Source organism: Enterobacter sp. 61D5, from assembly GCF_034107965.1.
Lineage (GTDB): Bacteria > Pseudomonadota > Gammaproteobacteria > Enterobacterales > Enterobacteriaceae > Enterobacter > Enterobacter cloacae_M.
This window is the reverse complement of sequence record NZ_JAWNFK010000008.1, coordinates 21,641-43,358: the sequence shown is the minus strand read 5'-3', so window position 1 is coordinate 43,358 and position 21,718 is coordinate 21,641. Positions and strand designations below refer to the sequence as shown.

Genomic DNA, 21,718 nt, shown 5'->3' with positions numbered 1-21,718 from the left:
GCGTTATCCTGTCAGTCAAAGCGCCACCAGAACCGCGTAAGCGTTTATTTCACCAACGCAATCAGTTCCTTGAGCAAACGTTCCGGCTGCTCGCCGCTGAGTTCAGCGTCAACCGGCAGATACCACCAGTTTTCTTTCGCGAAGGCACGGCATTTCACCGCATCTTTTTCGGTCATGATCAGCGACTGCCCGGGTACGGTCAGGGCGTCTACCTGCCCTTCCACCAGCGCCTGGTGGTCGGCCAGCGGAACGCGTTTTTCCAGCCGGGCACCACACTGTTCCAGCGTCGCGAAGAAGCGCGGCGGATGGCCAATCCCCGCCATCGCCACCGGTGAAGGCAGCTCAGCAACCGACCGGCGCTCACCCGTCACCAGGTTGATCGCCAGGCCTGGCTGCAGATGCATCGGGATTTCACCCGCTTTTGCCTCACCACCGTTCACAATCACCGCATTAACGGACTTAAGACGCGAAGCGCGTTCACGCATGGGTCCGGCAGGCAGCCACCAGCCGTTGCCGAAGCGGCGAACCCCGTCGATGACCACAATCTCTTTATCACGCGCCAGGGCGTAATGCTGCAGGCCATCGTCAGTGATAATGATTTGTACCGCGTGTTCGGCAAGCAGTGCCTGAACGGCGTCGCTGCGCACCGGGGAGACCGCAACCGGCGCGCCGGTACGCTGGAAAATCAATACCGGCTCATCACCCGCTTCGGCGGTCGTGATTTCCGCCGTCAGCAGCAGCGGATAACGCGCCGCTTTACCGCCATATCCGCGCGATACCACCCCCGGGCGGATACCGCGTTTTTGCAATTGCTCCACCAGCCAGATAACCACCGGTGTTTTACCGTTGCCGCCCGCCGTAAGATTACCGACCACCACCACCGGAACCGGCGCGCGCCAGGCGCGCTTCAGCCCCAGACGGTAAAGCATACGGATAATGCCGCTCACCAGGCCGTAAAGCCAGGAGAGCGGCAAAAGCAGCAGCCACAGCGGGGATTCACCGGACCAGATGCGTGCAATCATTCGCCAAACTGCATCTTATGAAGCTGGGCGTAAACGCCGCGGTGTTCCAGCAAATCAGCATGGCTTCCGCGTTCAACAATGATACCGTCCTCAACCACGACGATTTCGTCAGCCTGCTCGATAGTCGACAGACGGTGCGCAATCACCAGCGAGGTACGGTTCTTTTGCAGCTCATCCAGCGCAGACTGAATAGCGCGTTCAGATTCCGTATCCAGCGCAGAGGTCGCTTCGTCCAGAATCAGAATCGGGCTGTCACGCAGCAGCGCACGCGCAATGGCGATACGCTGACGCTGGCCGCCGGAGAGCAGCACCCCGTTCTCACCGATTATCGTATCAAGGCCGTTATCCATCTTGTTGATAAAGTCCATTGCGTAGGCCATGCGCGCGGCGTTCTCAATCTGCTCGCGGCTGTATTCATCCGTGCGCGCATACGCAATGTTGTTAGCCACGGTATCGTTGAACAGGTGCACGTTCTGGGAAACCAGCGCCACTTGGTTACGCAGCGACTGCAGGGTATACTCCCGCAGATCATGACCGTCCAGGAGGATCTCACCTTCGTTAATATCGTAGAATCGGGTGATCAGGCTGGCAATCGTCGATTTACCCGAGCCGGAACGGCCCACCAGAGCCACGGTTTTACCCGCCGGAATGGACAGGTTGATATTACGCAGCGCCGGCGTTTCACGTCCAGGATAGGAGAAAGTGACATTGCGGAATTCAACGTCGCCACGGGCGCGCTCAATCTCGCGTGTACCTTCATCTTTTTCCTGTTCGGAATCCAGAATGCTGAACAGCGTCTGACAGGCGGCCATCCCGCGCTGGAACTGGGCGTTCACGTTCGTCAGTGACTTCAGCGGACGCATCAGGGCGATCATTGAGGAGAAGACCACGGTGATAGTACCCGCCGTCAGCGTCTCCATCACGCTTGGGAAGCTTGCCGCATAGAGGACGAATGCCAGCGCCAGGGAGGCAATCAGCTGAATAATCGGGTCAGAAATGGAAGAGGCCGAGACCATTTTCATCCCCTGCAGACGCATTTTGTTGCTGACTTTATCAAAGCGTTTGGTTTCGACGTCCTGACCGCCAAAAATCAGAACTTCTTTATGCCCTTTCAGCATCTGTTCCGCGCTGGTCGTCACCTGCCCCATCGTGTTCTGCATATTCTTACTGATATTGCGGAAGCGCTTTGAGACGACGCGGATAGCAATAGAAACTATCGGCGCCAGAACGATAAGGATGATCGACAGCTGCCAGCTGTAATAGAACATCATCGCGAACAGGCCGATGATTGACGCACCCTCACGCACAACGGTGATCAGCGCGCTTGAGGACGAGGAGGCAACCTGCTCGGAATCGTAGGTAATACGAGACAGCAGCGTCCCGGTAGACTGCTTGTCAAAGAACGAGACCGGCATGCCCATCATGTGGCTGAACAGGCGACGGCGCATGGTCATCACCACTTTCCCTGATACCCAGGAAATACAGTAGCTGGAAATATAGCTGGTGATGCCGCGTAAGATCATCAGTCCGATAACCACCAGAGGCATCCATAGCAACACTGAGCGATCCGTTTTACCAAAACCGTCGTCCAGTAACGGTTTGAGGAGCGATAGCATAAAAGTATCGCTGGCTGCGTTGAGAATTAACGCAACACCCGCCACGATCAGGCCTGCTTTAAAGGGTGCAATCATCGGCCAGAGTCGGCGGAAGGTTTGCCACGTGGAGAGATCTTTGTCGTTATGCATTCAAAAAACCAGCATTCGTTGAAATAGCCGCATATTCTACCCGTTATCGACGGGCTCGCCAAACCACTGATGATACCAAACGGGTAAAAATTGCTCTCGCAAGCGCCGGATTTGCCAGTGATGTTGCGAGAATGTCACCGATATTTGTCCAGAATGAGGGGTATCGTGCCAGATGTACCCCTCTTTTCGATAGCGTCGGACAACTTTTGCCGACGGGAATCGCCATGCGTTATAGCGGGCCGCGGAATCCAGGGCGATCTGACCTTCCACCCGCTGTACCAGCGGCAAAGACGACGAAGTATTGCTGCCATGATGAGGAACCTGTATGAGCGTGGACGTCAGATAACGCCAGTAATGGCTAAGCATAGCCTGTTCCGCTTGCGCTTCAATGTCCCCTGTTAGCAGAACGCTCTGCCCTCCGTCGTCCACCTTTACCACGCAGGAATGGTTATTTCCCTGAGCCGGGTAATTTTCGGGGGGCCAGTGTACGGTGAAGGAGAGTCCCTGCCATTTCCATCTCTGCCCGCGAAAACAGGGCCGATGTCCCGCCTGGCGCAATGGGCTTCTTACCCACACGTCCGGCCACGCTTTTTGCAATGATGCGAGTCCTCCCGCATGGTCGAGGTGTTCATGACTGAGAATAACGCCTTCAGGCCGCAGATGATGCCAGCGAAGCCACGGGATAATTAACCGCTGTGCGCTATCCCCACCCGGCCAGGCAAGCCCGGTATCATAGATAATGGCTTTGCCCTGCCGTTCAACGACCATCGCCAGCCCCTGCCCTACATCCAGCATATGCAGCGTCCAGCTCTCGTTTTTTTCCGTTCTCCAGAGAGGAAATGTGAGTAAAACACTTCCTGCAAGACAAACGGCAGGAAGGGTTTTCCAGGCACGGAAGCGCCAGCCGATGATGATAAGCCAGGGCAGTAATGTCATGTACTGCCAGCGTTGGTCGACATTTTGCCAGCCGTCAGGCAGGCGCATGAGGAGCCAGAATAGCCCCGCAAGTGACTTATTGGCTGCGAACCAGACGACGCTTTCCGGTGCCGCCAGCGGCAGCAGATGAAGCAGCATGCCGAGCAGGATCAGCGGCACGGAGACAAACGTCACCAGGGGAACGGCAAAGAGATTCGCGACCAGGGAGGAGATGCTGAATCCATGGAAAATCAGAACCTGTAGCGGCATCAGCAGCATCAGCATGCCGACCTGCAGATAGATCAGGTTCAGCAGCGGCCGTATACGTCGTACCCGGTGCCAGCCAGGAAGAGGCAGCCACTGAAACCAGAAAATCAGCGCAGCGACAGCAAATGCAGACAAGAGCAGACTCTGCGAGAGTATGGCTAAGGGATCGCTTATCAGGATCGCCGCGATACAGCAGCCCCATACCTGCCATGGAGACCATTGCCGGGCAGCGATCCGCAACATTGCAAGCACAGCAAGCGCGATGACCGTTCGTAGCGCAGGTGGTTGAAGACCGGTTAGCCAGGCGTAGAACGCGGCAAAGCATAACCCGGCCAGAAGAGGCATTTGCCATTGGATCCAGTGGCTGGGTAATAAAAACTGAATCCCACGCGCGAGTAACCAGGCAAGGGATGCCGCCAGCGCGATATGCAGACCCGAAATAGCCATCAGATGCAGCGTCCCTGTTTCACGCATCAGGTCTTTTATTTCCCGGGGCACATCCAGACGTTCGCCCATTCCCAGTCCGAGAATAACCGCCCCCCATCGGTAAGCAGAAAGGCGGTTTTGCAGTGACATGAGATATTGCGCTCGCAGGCTGCAGCGTCCATCGACGAGTTCCGCACGGCTGAAGTGACCGCTCAGCGTTTGATGGCGGGCAAAGGCACTACGCTGGGAATCATAACCGCCGTCGTTCAGTTCGCCATGGACAGGTCTGAGCCTGAGCGTCATGGTCCAGCGCTGACCGGCACACGCTTTCTGTGGCAGATAATTGCCATACAGCGTTATGCCGGTAGAGGCCCACCAGCGCTTGCCATCAACGCGAAGAATGTTTCCCTGATGCTGCGTTGCGCCATCTGTGGCGGTGATCTCTACCTCAGCCTGCACGGCCCCCGTGGTTAAATGCTGCATCGGCCAGACGCTCTCCTTCGCAACCAAAATACCCCACACGCAAAATAACAGCGTGAGACCCGCATACTTCAGTCGTACGTTTCGCCGTGCGGCCAGCACGACCCCGCCAACAATCATTATCCACACGCTATGACGTGATGGCAGTTCAGGTAACCAGAGTAACGGGGCTATTGCCAGAATGACGCAGACGCTATGCGCGGGAATTCCCATTGCTACCTCCCTGTTTCAGAGGGGCAGTATGTAATCAGGCAGAGCGAATTGTCAGATGGGAAGAGTGTGTTTTACAGCGCGCGCTGTTCTGTTTTTATCGGTTTGCAGAAAACGAAACGGAAAAATGCGGGGCACCTTCAGAAGGAAAGCGACAGAGACAAAAAAAGCACCCGCAGGTGCTTTCTTTCGAACCCAGTTTAACCGGCTGGCTAAACTCAGTTGCCGTAAATATTGGCGCGATCGCGCAGTTCTTTACCCGGCTTAAAGTGTGGAACGTACTTGCCTTCCAGCTCGACTTTATCGCCAGTTTTCGGGTTACGCCCGGTACGTGGAGCACGATAGTGCAGAGAAAAACTACCGAAACCGCGGATTTCAATGCGCTCGCCCTGGGCAAGAGTGGAGGCCATATGCTCCAGCATCTCTTTTACGGCATCTTCCACTGCCTTGGCAGGGATATGCGGTTGCTGACTGGCAAGTCTTTCAATCAATTCTGACTTGGTCATGATTCCTCCGGTTCCTTTCAAACCAATTAGCTGAACAGCTCATTAAACAAGGGCGGCCGTAGCCGCCCTTTGTTATTGATTACAGGACGAATCCTGCAATCTGTCAAGTTTGCTCCTCATCCTTCACGCTGTAAATGCGTTACAGCGCAAATGATGCTGAGAACCTGATATTACTCGCCTTTAGCTGCTTTGAAAGCTTCAGCCATTGCGTTGTTAGAGAAGTTTGCATCTTCCTGTTTGTTAACAGTTGCGATTGCATCTTTCTCATCAGCTTCGTCTTTAGCACGAACAGACAGGCTGATTGCACGGTTCTTACGGTCAACACCGGTGAACTTAGCTTCAACGTCGTCGCCTACGTTCAGAACCAGAGTGGCATCTTCAACGCGGTCACGTGAAGCTTCAGAAGCGCGCAGGTAACCTTCAACGCCGTCAGCCAGTTCTACGGTTGCGCCTTTAGCGTCAACTGCAGTCACTTTACCGTTTACGATTGCGCCTTTCTTGTTCAGTGCAACCCAGTTGTTGAACGGATCTTCTGCGAGCTGTTTAACGCCCAGGGAGATACGCTCACGCTCTGCGTCAACCTGCAGAACAACTGCAGCGATTTCGTCGCCTTTTTTGTATTCACGAACTGCTTCTTCACCTGCAACGTTCCAGGAGATGTCAGACAGGTGAACCAGGCCATCGATGCCGCCGTCCAGGCCGATGAAGATACCGAAGTCAGTGATAGACTTGATTTTACCTTCAACACGGTCGCCCTTGTTGTGGGTTTCCGCGAATTGCTGCCATGGGTTGTTTTTGCACTGTTTCAGGCCCAGGGAGATACGACGACGTTCTTCGTCGATATCCAGAACCATCACTTCCACTACATCACCAACGTTAACAACTTTGGATGGGTGGATGTTTTTGTTGGTCCAGTCCATTTCGGAAACGTGCACCAGACCTTCAACGCCTTCTTCGATTTCAACGAAGCAGCCGTAGTCAGTCAGGTTGGTTACGCGACCAGTCAGTTTAGTACCTTCTGGGTAACGCTTAGCGATAGCTACCCATGGATCTTCGCCCAGCTGTTTCAGGCCGAGGGATACACGAGTACGCTCGCGGTCGAACTTCAGCACTTTAACAGTGATTTCGTCGCCCACGTTCACGATTTCGCTTGGGTGCTTAACGCGTTTCCACGCCATGTCGGTGATGTGCAGCAGGCCATCAACGCCGCCCAGGTCAACGAATGCGCCGTAGTCAGTGAGGTTCTTAACGATACCTTTGACTTCCATGCCTTCCTGCAGGTTTTCCAGAAGCTGATCGCGTTCTGCGCTGTTTTCGGATTCGATAACGGCACGACGGGAAACAACAACGTTGTTACGCTTCTGGTCCAGCTTGATTACTTTGAACTCAAGCTCTTTGCCTTCCAGGTGCAGAGTGTCACGAACTGGACGAACGTCTACCAGAGAACCTGGCAGGAACGCACGAATACCATTCAGCTCAACAGTGAAGCCACCTTTAACTTTGCCGTTGATAACACCGACCACAGTTTCAGCTTCTTCGTAAGCTTTTTCCAGCGTGATCCATGCTTCGTGACGTTTAGCTTTCTCACGAGAAAGCAGGGTTTCACCGAAGCCGTCTTCTACTGCGTCCAGAGCAACGTCAACTTCGTCACCAACCTGGATTTCCAGCTCGCCCTGGGCGTTTTTGAACTGCTCTGCCGGAATGGCGGACTCAGATTTCAGACCGGCGTCAACCAGTACTACGTCTTTGTCGATAGCAACAACAACACCGCGAACGATGGAACCCGGGCGGGTTTCGATTTCTTTTAAGGATTCTTCAAACAGTTGAGCAAAAGATTCAGTCATGTTTAATCTTCAGGTTAATATTAACGTCCACCTGGCTCCGTGCCGGATGGGGTTGTTTCACATACCCGCCGTCAATCCATTGCAGCGGGGGTACTGCTAAATCGGTCGCGATTACGCGAGTGCCAGTTTTTGGCGCGCATATTGTAGCGCTTTTTCAATCACTTGCTCAATAGTTAAACTGGTTGAATCCAGAACTAATGCATCTTCTGCAGGAACAAGTGGGGCGACGGCGCGGTTACGATCGCGGTCATCGCGCTCTTTTATCTCGGATAAAAGGCGATCAAAGTTAACACTAAACCCCTTTTCCTGCAACTGAAGCATGCGGCGTTGAGCACGTTCTTCCGAAGAGGCGTCAAGGAAAATTTTCACTGGCGCATCAGGGAATACCACCGTTCCCATATCGCGTCCGTCAGCGATCAGCCCCGGGGCTTCACGGAACGCGCGCTGACGACGTAACAGCGCCTCGCGAACGCGCGGGAACGCCGCGACCTGAGAGGCCGCATTAGCCACTTCCTGCGTACGGATTTCGCCGCTCACGTCTTCCCCTTCAAGGATGACTTCCAGGTTGCCATCGGTCGATACGAAACGCACATCCAGATGCGCAGCCAGCGGAACCAGCGCTTCTTCAGACGCGACATCCACATGGTGATGCAGCGCGGCCAGCGCCAGCACGCGATAGATTGCTCCCGAATCTAAAAGATGCCATTGCAATGCTTCCGCCATCGCTTTGCACAGAGTACCTTTCCCTGCGCCACTCGGCCCATCAATGGTGATTACCGGGGCAACTGCCGTCATCTTTTTCTCCTTAAATAAGGCATACCGTTTACATGAACGCCGCGCATTATACGCGCCAACGTGCGCAACTGTTACCTTTGCGTGCAAATTACGGAATGATTGAAGCAGAGTGTAGAAGAAATGAGCGGAGGTGTTCGTAATGAAGCGTAAGCAAATGCCGCATCGGGCGATGCGGCAATACGTTATCAGGCCAGCGTGCTAATGCGTGCCAGCTGTTCGAAGTAGTCCGGGAAGGTTTTCGCGGTACATTTCGGGTCAAGAATGGTGACTGGCGTGTCTGACAGCGCCACCAGCGAGAAGCACATCGCCATGCGGTGATCGTTGTAGGTGCCGATTTCCGCAAACTGCAGTTTTGCCGGAGGGGTCACGCGAATGTAGTTTTCGCCCTCTTCCACCTCGGCACCGACTTTTCGCAGCTCGGTCGCCATCGCGAACAGGCGGTCCGTCTCTTTTACGCGCCAGTTGTAGATGTTACGCAGCGTGGTAGTGCCTTTGGCAAACAGCGCCGCCGTGGCAATGGTCATCGCCGCATCCGGGATATGGTTCATGTCCATGTCGATGGCGTTCAGCTCGCCGTGGGTACAGGAGATGAAGTCATCGCCCCAGGTGACAATGGCGCCCATTTTTTCCAGCACGTCCGCAAAACGGATGTCGCCCTGCACGCTGTTACGGCCAATACCGGTCACTTTTACCGTGCCGCCTTTAATCGCACCCGCGGCCAGGAAGTAGGACGCGGATGACGCATCACCCTCAACAAGGTAGTTGCCCGGAGACTGGTACTGCTGCGCCCCGCGCACCACGAAGCGCTGATAAGACTGGTTTTCCACCTCAACGCCGAAGGTTTTCATCAGGTGCAGCGTGATATCAATGTACGGTTTAGAAACCAGTTCGCCCTTGATGCTAATAACCGTATCCTGCGGTGCCAGCGGCGCGGTCATCAGCAGGGCCGTCAGGAACTGGCTGGAGACGCTGCCGTCCACCTCGACGTGACCGCCGGTAAAACCGCCGCGCAGACGCAGTGGCGGATAGTTTTCCTGCTCCAGATACTCAACCTGCGCGCCGCCCTGACGCAGAGCATCCACAAGGTGACCAATCGGACGCTCTTTCATGCGCGGCTCGCCGGTCAGCACAATGTTGTTACTACCCAGACACAGGGCCGCCGCCAGCGGGCGCATCGCGGTACCGGCGTTGCCCAGAAACAGCTCAAGCTCTTCGACCGAGCGCAGCGCGCCGCCGTTGCCGGTCACTTCGCAGCGGGTACGATCGTCGGAGAGAGTGTAATGAACGCCCAACGCTTCCAGCGCATTGAGCATATGGCGCACGTCATCGCTGTCCAGCAGGTTTGTGAGGACGGTGGTGCCGTTTGCCAGAGATGCCAGCAGCAGAGCGCGGTTCGAGACACTTTTTGAACCAGGCAGATTAATGGTGCCATCTACCCGCGCGATAGGTTGTAACGTCAGGGATTCCATGAAAACTAAACTCTCAACTCAACATAATAAAAACCCCGCAGGGACGCTACGGGGGTGAAAAACAGCAAATTAACCGTGACGACGTTCGAAGTCGATCATGAAATCCGTCAGGGCTTTAACGCCTTCCAGCGGCATCGCGTTATAGATGGAGGCACGCATGCCGCCAACGACACGGTGACCTTTGAGCGCATGCAGGCCTGCCGCGAAGGACTCTTCCAGGAACACTTTATCCAGGCTGCTGTCCGCCAGCTGGAACGGCACGTTCATGCGGGAACGGTTCGCTTTCGCCACATCGTTGCGGTAGAAATCGCTCTTGTCGATTACGCCGTACAGCAGTTCGGCTTTCTGCTGATTCACCTTGTCCATCTGCGCCACGCCGCCGTTTTGCTTGAGCCATTTGAAGACCAGGCCGGAGAGATACCAGGCAAACGTTGGTGGGGTGTTGAACATCGAATCGTTATCGTTCAGCACGGTGTAATCGAGAATCGACGGGCAGGATTTATGCGCTTTACCCAGCAGGTCCTCACGCACGACGACGATAGTCAAACCGGCCGGACCGATATTTTTCTGCGCGCCCGCATAGATAACGCCGTAGCGGCTGACATCAATTGGCGCAGACAGAATGGTGGAGGAGAAGTCGGCGGCAACCACGACATCGCTGCCGAAGTTTGGCGTCTCGTCGATGGCAATCCCGTCAATGGTTTCGTTCGGGCAGTAGTGCAGATACGCTGCGCTATCGGAAAGCTGCCACTCGCTCATTGGCTTCACGGCGCGCAGACCGTCAACGGTCACTTTGGCGTCGATAACATTCGGCGTGCAGTATTTATGCGCTTCTTTAACGGCGCTTGCCGCCCAGTAACCCGCATCAACGTAGTCAGCCGTCGTTTTGTCACCGAGAATATTAAGCGGAACGCCCGCAAACTGGCCGCGTCCACCGCCGTGACAGAACAATACTTTGTAGTTCGAGGGAATATTCAGCAGATCGCGAAAATCCTTTTCTGCCTCTTCCGCCACCTGAATAAACTCTTTACCACGGTGGCTGATTTCCATCACCGACGTACCGAGACCGTTCCAGTCACAGAGTTCCTGTTGAGCCTGTTTAAGCACGTCTGCCGGCAACATTGCCGGACCTGAACTGAAATTAAAGACTTGAGCCATTTCCCCTCACCACGCTAAAAGCCATAAGTTATAACTGTGGATATCGGTTTTATCATTCAGTGACACGCGCCGCAATGTCTAAAACTTATGACCCATGAAATGTGCCCCGCGTCACACAAAACAATCTGCCGCCTCGCTAAGACAAAACCGACAAAATGGCTGTCAGGTAATGCGTTTGGCCCGGCTAACCTTCGTCCATTCCGGATTTGCACAGCGGGGGCATAATTGACGATCCCCCGGCAGCATCGCGACAACATGGCTACATCTTACGCAGGCATACTCGCCTGATTCCGGTACCGTTCTGAAACGCTCAATGAGCATATCCGGCAGGATACACAGTCCCGGCTTCACCTCGTCGTCAGAATAGTAATAGACGCTGATCTGCCCGTTAGTTTCCATGATCGCCAGACGCACCTGCCCGAGCTGTTCAACGCTGTTCAGGCGAAGCTCCATAAAGAACTCAAACTCGGTCATATTGGCGCTTTGTACATTTTCCCAGGCCAGCTGTCCGTCCTCGACGATAACGACCGGCTTCCCTTCAAGCAGATCTTCCAGCTTTTCGCTTTTCGACATCAGCCACATGACAAGACGGTAAAGTAGCGCCAGTGAGACAAAAACGATAAACACCGGCACCATCGGCACGTCATCATAAAAGGCGACGTCACCCGCCGCCGAGCCCAGCGTCAGGATGATCAACACCTCAAAGAGCGACATCTGCCGCACGCCGCGGCGGCCGGTGATTTTAAGAAACAGGAAGACGAGGACGAAGGTATACAGGCTACGCAGCGCCACTTCGCCCAGAAATTCAGGAGGAACTTTATCAAACGCCATCCGCTGGAGATCAAATGCTTTCATTTTTCTATGCCTTAACAGTCAGTTACTGCCACTAAGCATAGTCCAGCCTTTTATTTTCGCCGAAGATAGCACCCGTCACGCAAAACCCGTATCATTGCGCGCTTTACGTACGATAAAAGTGAACGCCATGACTCAAACGTTTATCCCCGGCAAAGACGCCGCTCTGGAAGATTCCATCGCTCGCTTCCAGCAGAAACTGACCGACCTGGGTTTTAACATCGAAGAAGCCTCCTGGCTCAATCCGGTGCCTCATGTCTGGTCCGTGCATATTCGCGATAAAGACTGTGCCCTGTGCTTTACCAACGGTAAAGGCGCGACAAAAAAAGCGGCACTGGCCTCTGCGCTGGGTGAGTATTTTGAGCGTCTGTCCACCAACTATTTCTTCGCTGACTTCTGGCTGGGCGAAACCATCGCTAACGGCCCGTTCGTTCACTATCCAAATGAAAAATGGTTCCCGCTGACCGAAGATGACGAGCTGCCGGAAGGTATTCTCGACGCGCGCCTGCGTGCTTTCTACGATCCGGAAAACGAACTGACCGCCAGCATGCTGATCGATCTGCAGTCTGGCAATGAAGACCGTGGGATCTGCGCCCTGCCGTTCACCCGTCAGTCTGACGAGCAGACCGTGTATATTCCGATGAACATCGTCGGCAACCTGTATGTGTCCAACGGTATGTCCGCCGGTAACACCCGCAATGAAGCGCGCGTGCAGGGTCTGTCTGAAGTCTTTGAACGCCACATTAAAAACCGCATCATCGCTGAATCCATCAGCCTGCCTGAAATTCCGGCAGACGTGCTGGCGCGCTATCCGGGCGTAGTGGAGTCCATCGCTAAGCTCGAAGCAGAAGGTTTCCCAATCTTTGCCTATGACGGCTCGCTGGGCGGCAAGTATCCGGTTATCTGCGTGGTGCTGTTTAACCCGGCCAACGGCACCTGCTTCGCCTCATTCGGGGCGCACCCTGACTTCGGCGTGGCGCTGGAGCGTACCGTTACCGAGCTGCTGCAGGGCCGTAGCCTGAAAGATCTCGACGTCTTCACTCCGCCAACGTTTGACGATGAAGAAGTGGCCGAGCATACCAACCTTGAAACCCACTTCATTGACTCCAGCGGTTTAATTTCCTGGGATATGTTCAAGCAGGACGCCGACTATCCGTTCGTGGACTGGAGCTTTGCCGGTACCACGGAAGAAGAGTTCGCCACGCTGATGGCTATCTTCAACGCGGAAGATCAGGAAGTCTACATTGCCGACTACGAACATCTTGGCGTCTACGCGTGCCGCATTATCGTTCCGGGCATGTCCGATATCTACCCGGCTGAAGATCTGTGGCTGGCGAATAACAGCATGGGCGCGCACCTGCGCGAAACGCTGCTGGCTCTGCCGGGCAGCGAGTGGGAGAAAGAAGATTATCTGAACCTGATCGCCCAACTGGACGAAGAAGGCCATGATGACTTTACCCGCGTACGCGAACTGCTGGGCCTGGCGACCGGTAAAGACAACGGCTGGTATACCCTGCGCATCGGTGAGCTGAAAGCGATGCTGGCCCTGGCGGGTGGCGATTTGGATCAGGCCCTGGCCTGGACCGAGTGGACCATGGAATTCAACCAGTCTGTCTTCTCTGCCGAACGCACCAATTATTACCGCTGCCTGCAAACCCTGTTGCTGCTGGCCCAGGAAGAGGATCGCGAGCCGCTGCAATACCTCAACGCTTTCGTGCGTATGTACGGTGCTGAAGCCGTTGAAGCAGCCAGCGCGGCCCTGAGCGGCGAAGCGCCGTTCTATGGCCTGCAGGCTGTTGATAGCGATCTGAAAGCCTTCCCGGCGCATCAGTCGCTGCTGAAGGCCTACGAAAAGCTGCAGAAAGCAAAAGCCGCTTACTGGTTAAAATAAGCGCACATAACATTACCAGCAGTAGGCGTATTCAATCGTCTGGGCTATATTACGGGGCAATTTCATTGCCCCGTTTTTTATTTTCTTCGGCAATGACTGTTGATTGTAATAATAAAGTTAAACATGGGTAAATATAATAATATTTACCTGGGCTTTACTGTTACTTTTTATGGTAAATACTCCATATTAATTAACTGCGTCAGGGGTGGCCGAACGAAAAAATTCAACTCTTTTCATAACTTTTAAAATTTATTTTTATACGGATAATCAATTACTTACTCCGCATTTGTTGTAAAACCATACACACTGCGGGCCTATAAGCCAGGCGAGATATGATCTATATCAATTTCTCTTCTATAATGCTTTGTTAGTATCTCGTCGCCGACTTAATAAAGAGAGAGTTAGTGTGAAAGCTGACAACCCTTTTGATCTTTTACTCCCTGCTGCGATGGCCAAAGTTGCCGAAGAAGCGGGTGTCTATAAAGCAACGAAACACCCGATGAAGACGTTCTATCTGGCGATCACGGCTGGTGTGTTCATCTCTATCGCTTTCGTCTTCTACATCACCGCCACCACCGGTACTGCCGGAATGCCTTTCGGCATGGCCAAACTGATTGGCGGCATTTGCTTCTCACTGGGTCTGATTCTCTGCGTCATATGCGGCGCCGACCTCTTCACCTCAACGGTGCTGATTGTCGTGGCAAAGGCCAGCGGAAGAATTACCTGGGGTCAGCTGGCACGTAACTGGCTTAACGTCTACGTGGGTAACCTGGTTGGCTGTCTGCTCTTTGTTTTGTTGATGTGGCTTTCTGGCGAGTACATGACCGCCAACGGTGGCTGGGGCCTTAACGTCCTGCAAACCGCCGACCACAAAATGCACCACACATTTATCGAAGCCGTTGCTCTCGGCATCCTCGCAAACCTGATGGTCTGTCTGGCTGTATGGATGAGCTACTCGGGTCGTAGCCTGATGGACAAAGCCTTAATTATGGTTCTGCCGGTTGCGATGTTTGTTGCCAGCGGCTTTGAGCACAGTATCGCGAATATGTTCATGATCCCAATGGGGATTGTCATCCGCGACTTTGCAAGCCCGGAGTTCTGGACCGCAGTTGGTTCATCCCCGGAAAGTTTCTCTCACCTGACTATTATGAATTTCATTACTGATAACCTGATCCCTGTCACTATCGGGAACATTATCGGTGGGGGTTTGTTAGTTGGGTTGACATACTGGGTCATTTACCTGCGTGGCGACGATCATCATTGATGGTTTTCTCAGGCAGTAAATAAAAAATCCACTTAAGAAGGTAGGTGTTACATGTCCGAGCTTAATGAAAAGTTAGCCACAGCCTGGGAAGGTTTTGCGAAAGGTGACTGGCAGAATGAAGTAAACGTACGTGACTTCATTCAGAAAAACTATACCCCGTATGAAGGTGACGAATCCTTCCTGGCTGGCGCAACTGACGCGACCACCAAGCTGTGGGACAGCGTAATGGAAGGCGTTAAACTGGAAAACCGCACTCACGCGCCAGTTGATTTTGACACCTCCGTTGCTTCCACCATCACTTCTCACGATGCTGGCTACATCAACAAAGCCCTTGAGAAAATCGTTGGTCTGCAGACTGAAGCACCACTGAAACGCGCAATCATCCCGTTCGGTGGTATCAAAATGGTTGAAGGTTCCTGCAAAGCGTATAACCGCGAGCTGGATCCAATGCTGAAAAAAATCTTCACCGAATACCGCAAAACCCACAACCAGGGTGTATTCGATGTTTACACCAAAGACATTCTGAACTGCCGTAAATCTGGCGTTCTGACTGGTCTGCCAGATGCGTATGGCCGTGGCCGTATCATCGGTGACTACCGTCGCGTTGCGCTGTACGGTATCGACTTCCTGATGAAAGACAAGTACGCGCAGTTTGTTTCCCTGCAGTCTGACCTGGAAAATGGCGTAAACCTGGAAGCGACTATCCGTCTGCGTGAAGAAATCGCTGAACAGCACCGCGCGCTGGGTCAGATCAAAGAGATGGCTGCTAAATATGGCTGCGATATCTCTGGTCCTGCGACCAACGCTCAGGAAGCCATCCAGTGGACCTACTTCGGCTACCTGGCCGCTGTTAAGTCTCAGAACGGTGCAGCAATGTCCTTCGGTCGCGTATCCACCTTCCTGGATGCGTACATTGAACGCGACATCAAAGCAGGCAAAATCACCGAGCAAGACGCTCAGGAAATGATTGACCACCTGGTCATGAAACTGCGTATGGTTCGCTTCCTGCGTACCCCTGAATACGATGAGCTGTTCTCTGGTGACCCAATCTGGGCAACAGAATCAATCGGTGGTATGGGCGTTGACGGCCGTACTCTGGTAACCAAAAACAGCTTCCGCTTCCTGAACACCCTGTACACCATGGGTCCTTCTCCGGAGCCGAACATCACCGTTCTGTGGTCTGAAAAACTGCCTCTGAACTTCAAGAAATTCGCGGCTAAAGTGTCCATCGATACCTCTTCTCTGCAGTACGAGAACGATGACCTGATGCGTCCGGACTTCAACAACGACGATTACGCTATCGCTTGCTGCGTAAGCCCAATGGTTGTTGGTAAACAAATGCAGTTCTTCGGTGCGCGTGCAAACCTGGCGAAAACCATGCTGTACGCAATCAACGGCGGCGTTGATGAAAAACTGAAAATGCAGGTTGGTCCTAAGTCTGAGCCGATCAAAGGCGACGTTCTGAACTTCGACGAAGTCATGGAACGTATGGATCACTTCATGGACTGGCTGGCTAAACAGTACGTCACTGCACTGAACGTTATCCACTACATGCACGATAAGTACAGCTACGAAGCCTCTCTGATGGCGCTGCACGACCGTGACGTTATCCGCACCATGGCGTGTGGTATCGCTGGTCTGTCCGTGGCTGCTGACTCCCTGTCTGCAATCAAATATGCGAAAGTTAAACCAATTCGTGACGAAGACGGCCTGGCTGTAGACTTCGAAATCGAAGGTGAATATCCGCAGTTTGGTAACAACGACTCTCGCGTTGATGACATGGCGGTTGACCTGGTAGAACGTTTCATGAAGAAAATTCAGAAACTGACTACTTACCGTAACGCTATCCCGACTCAGTCTGTTCTGACCATCACCTCTAACGTTGTGTATGGTAAGAAAACCGGTAACACCCCAGACGGTCGTCGTGCTGGCGCGCCATTCGGCCCAGGTGCTAACCCAATGCACGGTCGTGACCAGAAAGGTGCGGTTGCCTCTCTGACTTCCGTTGCTAAACTGCCGTTTGCTTACGCGAAAGATGGTATCTCTTACACCTTCTCTATCGTGCCAAACGCGCTGGGTAAAGACGACGAAGTGCGTAAAACTAACCTCGCGGGTCTGATGGATGGTTACTTCCACCACGAAGCGTCCATCGAAGGTGGTCAGCACCTGAACGTGAACGTCATGAACCGTGAAATGCTGCTCGACGCGATGGAACACCCTGAGAAATATCCTCAGCTGACCATCCGCGTATCTGGCTACGCAGTACGTTTTAACTCCCTGACTAAAGAACAGCAGCAGGACGTTATCACCCGTACTTTCACTCAGTCCATGTAACTGGAATTGACTGAAATCACGCGTTAAAAAGCGTACAATAAAGGCTCCACGTCAGTGGGGCCTTTTTAGCACCCTCTCCACCTCAGTCTCTTTTGTCCGCTATCTATACTCTATGGATATCAGCCAAAACAGACTTCAACACAGCCGGCTTTGAGCTGTGCATACTCAGGCCCCGGACGGGCCGATGCTGGAGATATCACCGCAATGTCAATTATTGGTCGCATTCACTCCTTTGAATCCTGTGGCACCGTCGATGGCCCGGGCATCCGCTTCATCACCTTTTTCCAGGGCTGCCTGATGCGCTGCCTGTACTGTCATAACCGTGACACCTGGGATACGCACGGCGGTAAAGAAGTGACCGTTGAAGACTTAATGAAAGAGGTGGTGACCTACCGCCACTTTATGAACGCGTCCGGCGGCGGCGTCACCGCATCCGGCGGTGAAGCCATTCTGCAGGCTGAATTTGTCCGCGACTGGTTCCGCGCCTGCCATAAAGAAGGCATTCATACCTGCCTCGACACCAACGGCTTTGTACGCCGCTACGATCCGGTTATCGACGAGCTGCTTGAAGTGACCGATCTGGTCATGCTCGATCTCAAACAGATGAACGATGAGATCCACCAGAACCTCGTTGGCGTCTCAAACCACCGCACGCTGGAATTCGCCAAATACATTGCCGATAAAGGCATCAAAACCTGGATCCGCTACGTGGTGGTTCCCGGTTGGTCAGATGATGAAGACTCCGCGCACCGCCTGGGGGAATTTACCCGCGACATGGGCAACGTCGAGAAAATTGAGCTTCTGCCCTATCACGAACTGGGTAAACATAAATGGGTGGCAATGGGCGAAGAGTACAAACTCGATGGCGTGAAGCCGCCGAAGAAAGAGACGATGGAACGCGTCAAAGGTATTCTTGAACAGTACGGCCACAAGGTGATGTATTAAAGAAAAGGCCCGGTGAGAACCGGGCCTTTTTATATTCTATTTAAAGACGCCGTTAATAACGGACGTCACGATGGCTGTACTCAGCGCAATTAAGACCAGGTCATCTCCGACCACGCGCCATTCATAGCCCGGGTAGGAAGGAAGCTGGCCCAGCATTGAGGCCGGCACGGTTTTCTTCGCAATGCCCGGAGGCAACGGCTTACCGCGCGCCAGGTTTTTCGCGATACCCGGAGGCAGAGAGTCATAGCCCGTTAAGCCATAATTCAGCGCCAGATGGCGGGCATGATCGAAACTCACGCGAGCGTCGACATCGTTACCGACATCTTTACTGCTTTTAAAACTATTATCCGATTTTCCAGGGTTATCCTGACCGTTATTTTGCTTATTGCCATGGTTACCAGAATTCCCGTTACCATGATTGCCGCCATTACCTTGCCCGCCACCGTTTCCGTGACCACCGCCATTCCCGTTTCCAGGATTAGCCATGACCGGAGCCGTTGCAAACGTTAAAGACAACACTACGGCAAGTGCGGTAGTGGAAAAACGACGAATAGACATGATTGCTGCCTTATAGTGGTAGGACTCACATGAATTATCGCCTGGCGTAATAAACAAACAATAAGTAAAACTCTTAGTTGTGACAGGGACAAAAAAGCCTGTCATCGACAGGCTTTTAATTAATCAGGTATGAGCCACAGGCGTTGGGTGTTCGCCCACTTTGCGCAGCAGCATTAAGAGATAAATAAACGATACGCTGGCGATCATGATAAACAATAAATTATCAGAGTAATTCTGCATCAGCATCGCGGTAAACGTCGGCCCTAATAAACTGCCGATGGTATAGCTCAGTAAAAGCGCCTGGTTCATTGCCACCAGCTGATGATGTTCAACTTTCTCACAGGCCCAGGCCATCGCGACCGGATAGAGCGTAAAGCCGGCAGCCCCGAGAATAAACAGCGCAGGCGCCATCGCGGCGTTGCTGAGCATCGCAAGGCATCCCATAATCACCACAAAGACCTGAACGCGCAGCACCAGCAGACGGCCGAAACGATCCGCCAGTCGGCCAATCGGCCACTGCCCGACGATCCCCGCACTCACCATCACCGCCATCCAGAAACCAATTCCGGAATCGCTGACGCCCTGATGATTCAGATAGAGCGGCATCAGGCCGTAGAGCGAGCCCAGTACAATCCCCGAGATAATGCAGCCGTTAACGCCCAGGCGCGCCTGACGGAGTCTGAGCATCGGCCAGACGTGGGTCGCTTCCTGATGCTCGCTGTTCTGGTTCACAATGCGCGTGAAGAGCAGCGGCAGGATCGCGGCCAGCACCATGCCCGTTACCCACGGCAGAACGCTCATCAGATCGGTTGGCAGCTTGCTGACCATCAGTTGACCCAGCACGGTGCCGACGTAATAAACCATCATATAGGCTGCCAGCAGGCGTCCACGGTTGCGGGAGGTGCCGCTGCACATCAGCGCACTTTCAACCACCACCCAAATCATCGCGCAGCCTACACCTGCGATAAAGCGCCATGCCATCCAGCTCCAGAAGCCGACCATCAGGCCCAGCCCAGCACACCCGGCGGCGAAAATCAGCGAAGCCAGATAATAGCTGCGGTTAAAGCCAAAGCGCTTAATCAGGCTCCCTGTCACCAGCGTACCCAGCAGGTTGCCGGTAAAAAAGGACGAGCTGACCATACCCACCTGCCAGGTCGGTAAGTTTTCATGGGCGAGCCACAGCGGGACGAGCGTGTTTAACACTGCGATCGCCAGGGTCAGCAGAAGCAGGCCACAGAGCAACAGAAGCACTGGCCGGGTATAGGTGGTCATGGATTAAAAACCGTGAGGAAGTTCAGATTTCGTGCGCATCATGCCACTGGCAAAAACAAAGTCAATCCACTGACTTAGCCGCCTCGCACAATATGTTCCCTGTCGATTTAAAAAACTTATCCTGCTAATGCCACGCCTGCTATAGATATTAATTATGTATCTGTTTTTATTTATTAATGGACAAAATTAAAACAAAACGACAGTCGAAAAATTTCATGATCGAAAAAAGAAAAAGCCGGGCACTCAGGCCCGGCTTGATATAACGAAATGCGACGTTAGCTGGCGATAGCCATACCTACGGTCATATGCAACCCGTAGAACACGCCGCGGCCAATCAGTTCACCCGCCAGGACCAGCACAAAGGCCAGTGACAGCAAAGGCAGCGCGGGCTGATAGCCTTTGAGCTGCGGAGCGATCCAGAATACCAACGCCGCGACCAGCAGAACGATGCGCCAGGCCATCAGAGAACCGTAGTCCGGCACCAGGGCAGAAGCCTGCTGAATAGAGCTGTGAATGGTTGCCAGTTCTGCCCCCTGCATCAGAGCAACCATCGCACTCACCACCAGCGCCAGCAGCGAAACAGCCGGCAGCAAACGCATTGCCCACCCGTCTACGCCCGCCACGCGCAGCAGCAGGTAGCCCAGCAGCGGCCCGCCGATAAACATCGTCAGGAAGAAGCTCATCGGCGTCCAGACGCTGTACCAGGTTGGAACGGTATCGATAGTGTTATAGACGCGCACCATCATCCACACGAACACCACGCCCAGAACCATCGTCACGATCAGCCACAGGCTGCGCAGACCCGCAGGCAATTTCTTCAAAGCGGCCAGCAGCCAGCCCAGCCCACCGACGGCAAAGAAAATTGCCCCGCTGGCAATCTCGTTACTAAGGGATGAGGCCCCCACGCGGTTCAGAGAGTTAAACGCGCGCATCGGCGAACCCAGGTGCAGCGTAGAGGCGATAAAGCCAATTCCCATCAGCACCCACAGGCCAAACATGCTCAACACTAAACGCTGCTGCTGTTCGGCATTGAGGTTCCCTTTTAACAGCGCCAGCGCAAGCACAATGAAACCGCCCGCCACGCACTGACCAAAGACCGTGAAGATCATCAGCGGCCATTCATGCCATCCACTTCCCATCTCACACCTCCTTCGGATTTGCCAGGTAGCCGGTAGTGTCACCTGTAGGACGGCTGTTGGCGTTAGGTTTAATCACAATGCTCGGCTTCGTGAAGTGCGCAGACGGCAGCGGTGCCACTGCGGCAAGCTGACCGTGTTTTTGACGCAACTCTTCAATCGGGCCGAAGTCCAGCGCACGCAGCGGGCAGGACTCAACGCAAATCGGCTTTTTGCCATCCGCCACGCGGGTATGGCAACCGTCGCATTTGGTCATATGACCTTTGGCGGCGTTGTACTGCGGCGCACCGTACGGGCACGCCATGTGGCAGTACCGGCAGCCGATGCAGACATCTTCATCCACCACCACAAAGCCGTCTTCACGCTTGTGCATCGCCCCGCTCGGGCAGACCTTGGTGCAGGCCGGATCTTCACAGTGGTTGCAGGCAATCGACAGGTAATAGGCAAAGACGTTCTGATGCCAGACGCCGTTATCTTCCTGCCAGTCGCCCCCGGCGTATTCGTAGATGCGGCGGAAGCTGACGTCAGGAGTCAGGTCTTTGTAATCTTTACAGGCCAGCTCGCAGGTTTTGCACCCGGTGCAACGGCTGGAATCAATAAAAAATCCATACTGGGTTGTCATCGGCTAC

At 53.8% G+C, this 21,718-nt stretch carries 17 protein-coding genes; 4 read left to right on the top strand and 13 right to left on the bottom strand.

From position 1 onward, the window contains the following. Positions 1-44: 44 nt before the first annotated feature. The 9 genes from lpxK to UTM25_RS09085 form a co-directional block, all read right to left on the bottom strand. A complete protein-coding gene (gene lpxK, locus UTM25_RS09125) occupies positions 45-1,022 on the bottom strand; it encodes a tetraacyldisaccharide 4'-kinase (protein ID WP_194399976.1) in 978 nt (325 codons plus the stop codon). Then, complete coding sequence (gene msbA, locus UTM25_RS09120; RefSeq protein WP_063441480.1) at positions 1,019-2,767, bottom strand: lipid A ABC transporter ATP-binding protein/permease MsbA; 1,749 nt, start codon at positions 2,765-2,767, stop codon at positions 1,019-1,021. Before msbA ends, lpxK begins: the two co-directional genes overlap by 4 nt. 36 nt (positions 2,768-2,803) lie before the next feature. Next, the gene (locus UTM25_RS09115; RefSeq protein ID WP_194399975.1) at positions 2,804-5,068 is read right to left on the bottom strand and encodes a ComEC family protein; all 2,265 of its coding nucleotides are present in this window, start codon (positions 5,066-5,068) and stop codon (positions 2,804-2,806) included. A gap of 215 nt (positions 5,069-5,283) precedes the next feature. Next, positions 5,284-5,571: an integration host factor subunit beta gene (gene ihfB, locus UTM25_RS09110; protein WP_008499965.1), complete on the bottom strand. Its 288-nt coding sequence runs from the start codon at positions 5,569-5,571 to the stop codon at positions 5,284-5,286. 170 nt (positions 5,572-5,741) lie between these two features. Further along, positions 5,742-7,415 (bottom strand): 30S ribosomal protein S1, encoded by a 1,674-nt coding sequence (rpsA, locus tag UTM25_RS09105; RefSeq protein WP_008499966.1) that lies wholly within the window; start codon positions 7,413-7,415, stop codon positions 5,742-5,744. 111 nt (positions 7,416-7,526) lie between these two features. Continuing rightward, entirely contained in the window at positions 7,527-8,210 is a 684-nt protein-coding gene (cmk, locus tag UTM25_RS09100; RefSeq protein WP_013097305.1) for a (d)CMP kinase, read from the bottom strand. A gap of 185 nt (positions 8,211-8,395) precedes the next feature. Continuing rightward, a complete protein-coding gene (gene aroA / locus UTM25_RS09095; protein WP_194399974.1) occupies positions 8,396-9,679 on the bottom strand; it encodes a 3-phosphoshikimate 1-carboxyvinyltransferase in 1,284 nt (427 codons plus the stop codon). Positions 9,680-9,748: 69 nt separating this feature from the next. Beyond that, complete coding sequence (gene serC, locus UTM25_RS09090) at positions 9,749-10,837, bottom strand: 3-phosphoserine/phosphohydroxythreonine transaminase (RefSeq protein ID WP_194399973.1); 1,089 nt, start codon at positions 10,835-10,837, stop codon at positions 9,749-9,751. Positions 10,838-10,999: 162 nt separating this feature from the next. Further along, positions 11,000-11,692 carry a DUF421 domain-containing protein gene (locus tag UTM25_RS09085; protein ID WP_194399972.1) on the bottom strand — a complete coding sequence of 231 codons (693 nt, stop codon included), beginning with the start codon at positions 11,690-11,692 and terminating at the stop codon, positions 11,000-11,002. 127 nt (positions 11,693-11,819) lie between these two features. Between UTM25_RS09085 and ycaO the strand changes: the two genes are divergently transcribed. The 4 genes from ycaO to pflA all read left to right on the top strand — a co-directional run bounded on the left by ycaO (position 11,820) and on the right by pflA (position 18,123). After that, positions 11,820-13,580 carry a 30S ribosomal protein S12 methylthiotransferase accessory factor YcaO gene (gene ycaO, locus UTM25_RS09080; RefSeq protein WP_023310993.1) on the top strand — a complete coding sequence of 587 codons (1,761 nt, stop codon included), beginning with the start codon at positions 11,820-11,822 and terminating at the stop codon, positions 13,578-13,580. A 406-nt stretch (positions 13,581-13,986) separates the two neighbouring features. Beyond that, a complete protein-coding gene (gene focA / locus UTM25_RS09075; RefSeq protein WP_008499974.1) occupies positions 13,987-14,844 on the top strand; it encodes a formate transporter FocA in 858 nt (285 codons plus the stop codon). 51 nt (positions 14,845-14,895) lie between these two features. After that, the gene (gene pflB / locus UTM25_RS09070; RefSeq protein WP_033145088.1) at positions 14,896-17,178 is read left to right on the top strand and encodes a formate C-acetyltransferase; all 2,283 of its coding nucleotides are present in this window, start codon (positions 14,896-14,898) and stop codon (positions 17,176-17,178) included. A 204-nt stretch (positions 17,179-17,382) separates the two neighbouring features. Next, the gene (pflA, locus tag UTM25_RS09065) at positions 17,383-18,123 is read left to right on the top strand and encodes a pyruvate formate lyase 1-activating protein (protein ID WP_194399971.1); all 741 of its coding nucleotides are present in this window, start codon (positions 17,383-17,385) and stop codon (positions 18,121-18,123) included. A gap of 36 nt (positions 18,124-18,159) precedes the next feature. Here the strand turns inward: pflA and UTM25_RS09060 are convergent, their stop codons facing one another. The 4 genes from UTM25_RS09060 to UTM25_RS09045 form a co-directional block, all read right to left on the bottom strand. Continuing rightward, the gene (locus UTM25_RS09060; protein WP_194399970.1) at positions 18,160-18,681 is read right to left on the bottom strand and encodes an anti-virulence regulator CigR family protein; all 522 of its coding nucleotides are present in this window, start codon (positions 18,679-18,681) and stop codon (positions 18,160-18,162) included. A gap of 123 nt (positions 18,682-18,804) precedes the next feature. After that, the gene (locus tag UTM25_RS09055; RefSeq protein WP_320714658.1) at positions 18,805-19,953 is read right to left on the bottom strand and encodes an MFS transporter; all 1,149 of its coding nucleotides are present in this window, start codon (positions 19,951-19,953) and stop codon (positions 18,805-18,807) included. 275 nt (positions 19,954-20,228) lie between these two features. Beyond that, positions 20,229-21,092: a dimethyl sulfoxide reductase anchor subunit family protein gene (locus UTM25_RS09050; RefSeq protein WP_029739492.1), complete on the bottom strand. Its 864-nt coding sequence runs from the start codon at positions 21,090-21,092 to the stop codon at positions 20,229-20,231. A 1-nt stretch (position 21,093) separates the two neighbouring features. Beyond that, positions 21,094-21,711 carry a DMSO/selenate family reductase complex B subunit gene (locus UTM25_RS09045; RefSeq protein WP_021240882.1) on the bottom strand — a complete coding sequence of 206 codons (618 nt, stop codon included), beginning with the start codon at positions 21,709-21,711 and terminating at the stop codon, positions 21,094-21,096. Between the last annotated feature and the right edge of the window lie 7 nt (positions 21,712-21,718).

Excerpts from the sequence above, each read along its gene's own strand:
- lpxK (WP_194399976.1), bottom strand. The coding sequence starts at position 1,022 with ATGATTGCACGCATCTGGTCCGGTGAATCCCCGCTGTGGCTGCTGCTT.
- msbA (WP_063441480.1), bottom strand. The coding sequence starts at position 2,767 with ATGCATAACGACAAAGATCTCTCCACGTGGCAAACCTTCCGCCGACTC.
- UTM25_RS09115 (WP_194399975.1), bottom strand. The coding sequence starts at position 5,068 with ATGGGAATTCCCGCGCATAGCGTCTGCGTCATTCTGGCAATAGCCCCG.
- ihfB (WP_008499965.1), bottom strand. The coding sequence starts at position 5,571 with ATGACCAAGTCAGAATTGATTGAAAGACTTGCCAGTCAGCAACCGCAT.
- rpsA (WP_008499966.1), bottom strand. The coding sequence starts at position 7,415 with ATGACTGAATCTTTTGCTCAACTGTTTGAAGAATCCTTAAAAGAAATC.
- cmk (WP_013097305.1), bottom strand. The coding sequence starts at position 8,210 with ATGACGGCAGTTGCCCCGGTAATCACCATTGATGGGCCGAGTGGCGCA.
- aroA (WP_194399974.1), bottom strand. The coding sequence starts at position 9,679 with ATGGAATCCCTGACGTTACAACCTATCGCGCGGGTAGATGGCACCATT.
- serC (WP_194399973.1), bottom strand. The coding sequence starts at position 10,837 with ATGGCTCAAGTCTTTAATTTCAGTTCAGGTCCGGCAATGTTGCCGGCA.
- UTM25_RS09085 (WP_194399972.1), bottom strand. The coding sequence starts at position 11,692 with ATGAAAGCATTTGATCTCCAGCGGATGGCGTTTGATAAAGTTCCTCCT.
- ycaO (WP_023310993.1), top strand. The coding sequence starts at position 11,820 with ATGACTCAAACGTTTATCCCCGGCAAAGACGCCGCTCTGGAAGATTCC.
- pflB (WP_033145088.1), top strand. The coding sequence starts at position 14,896 with ATGTCCGAGCTTAATGAAAAGTTAGCCACAGCCTGGGAAGGTTTTGCG.
- pflA (WP_194399971.1), top strand. The coding sequence starts at position 17,383 with ATGTCAATTATTGGTCGCATTCACTCCTTTGAATCCTGTGGCACCGTC.
- UTM25_RS09060 (WP_194399970.1), bottom strand. The coding sequence starts at position 18,681 with ATGTCTATTCGTCGTTTTTCCACTACCGCACTTGCCGTAGTGTTGTCT.
- UTM25_RS09055 (WP_320714658.1), bottom strand. The coding sequence starts at position 19,953 with ATGACCACCTATACCCGGCCAGTGCTTCTGTTGCTCTGTGGCCTGCTT.
- UTM25_RS09050 (WP_029739492.1), bottom strand. The coding sequence starts at position 21,092 with ATGGGAAGTGGATGGCATGAATGGCCGCTGATGATCTTCACGGTCTTT.
- UTM25_RS09045 (WP_021240882.1), bottom strand. The coding sequence starts at position 21,711 with ATGACAACCCAGTATGGATTTTTTATTGATTCCAGCCGTTGCACCGGG.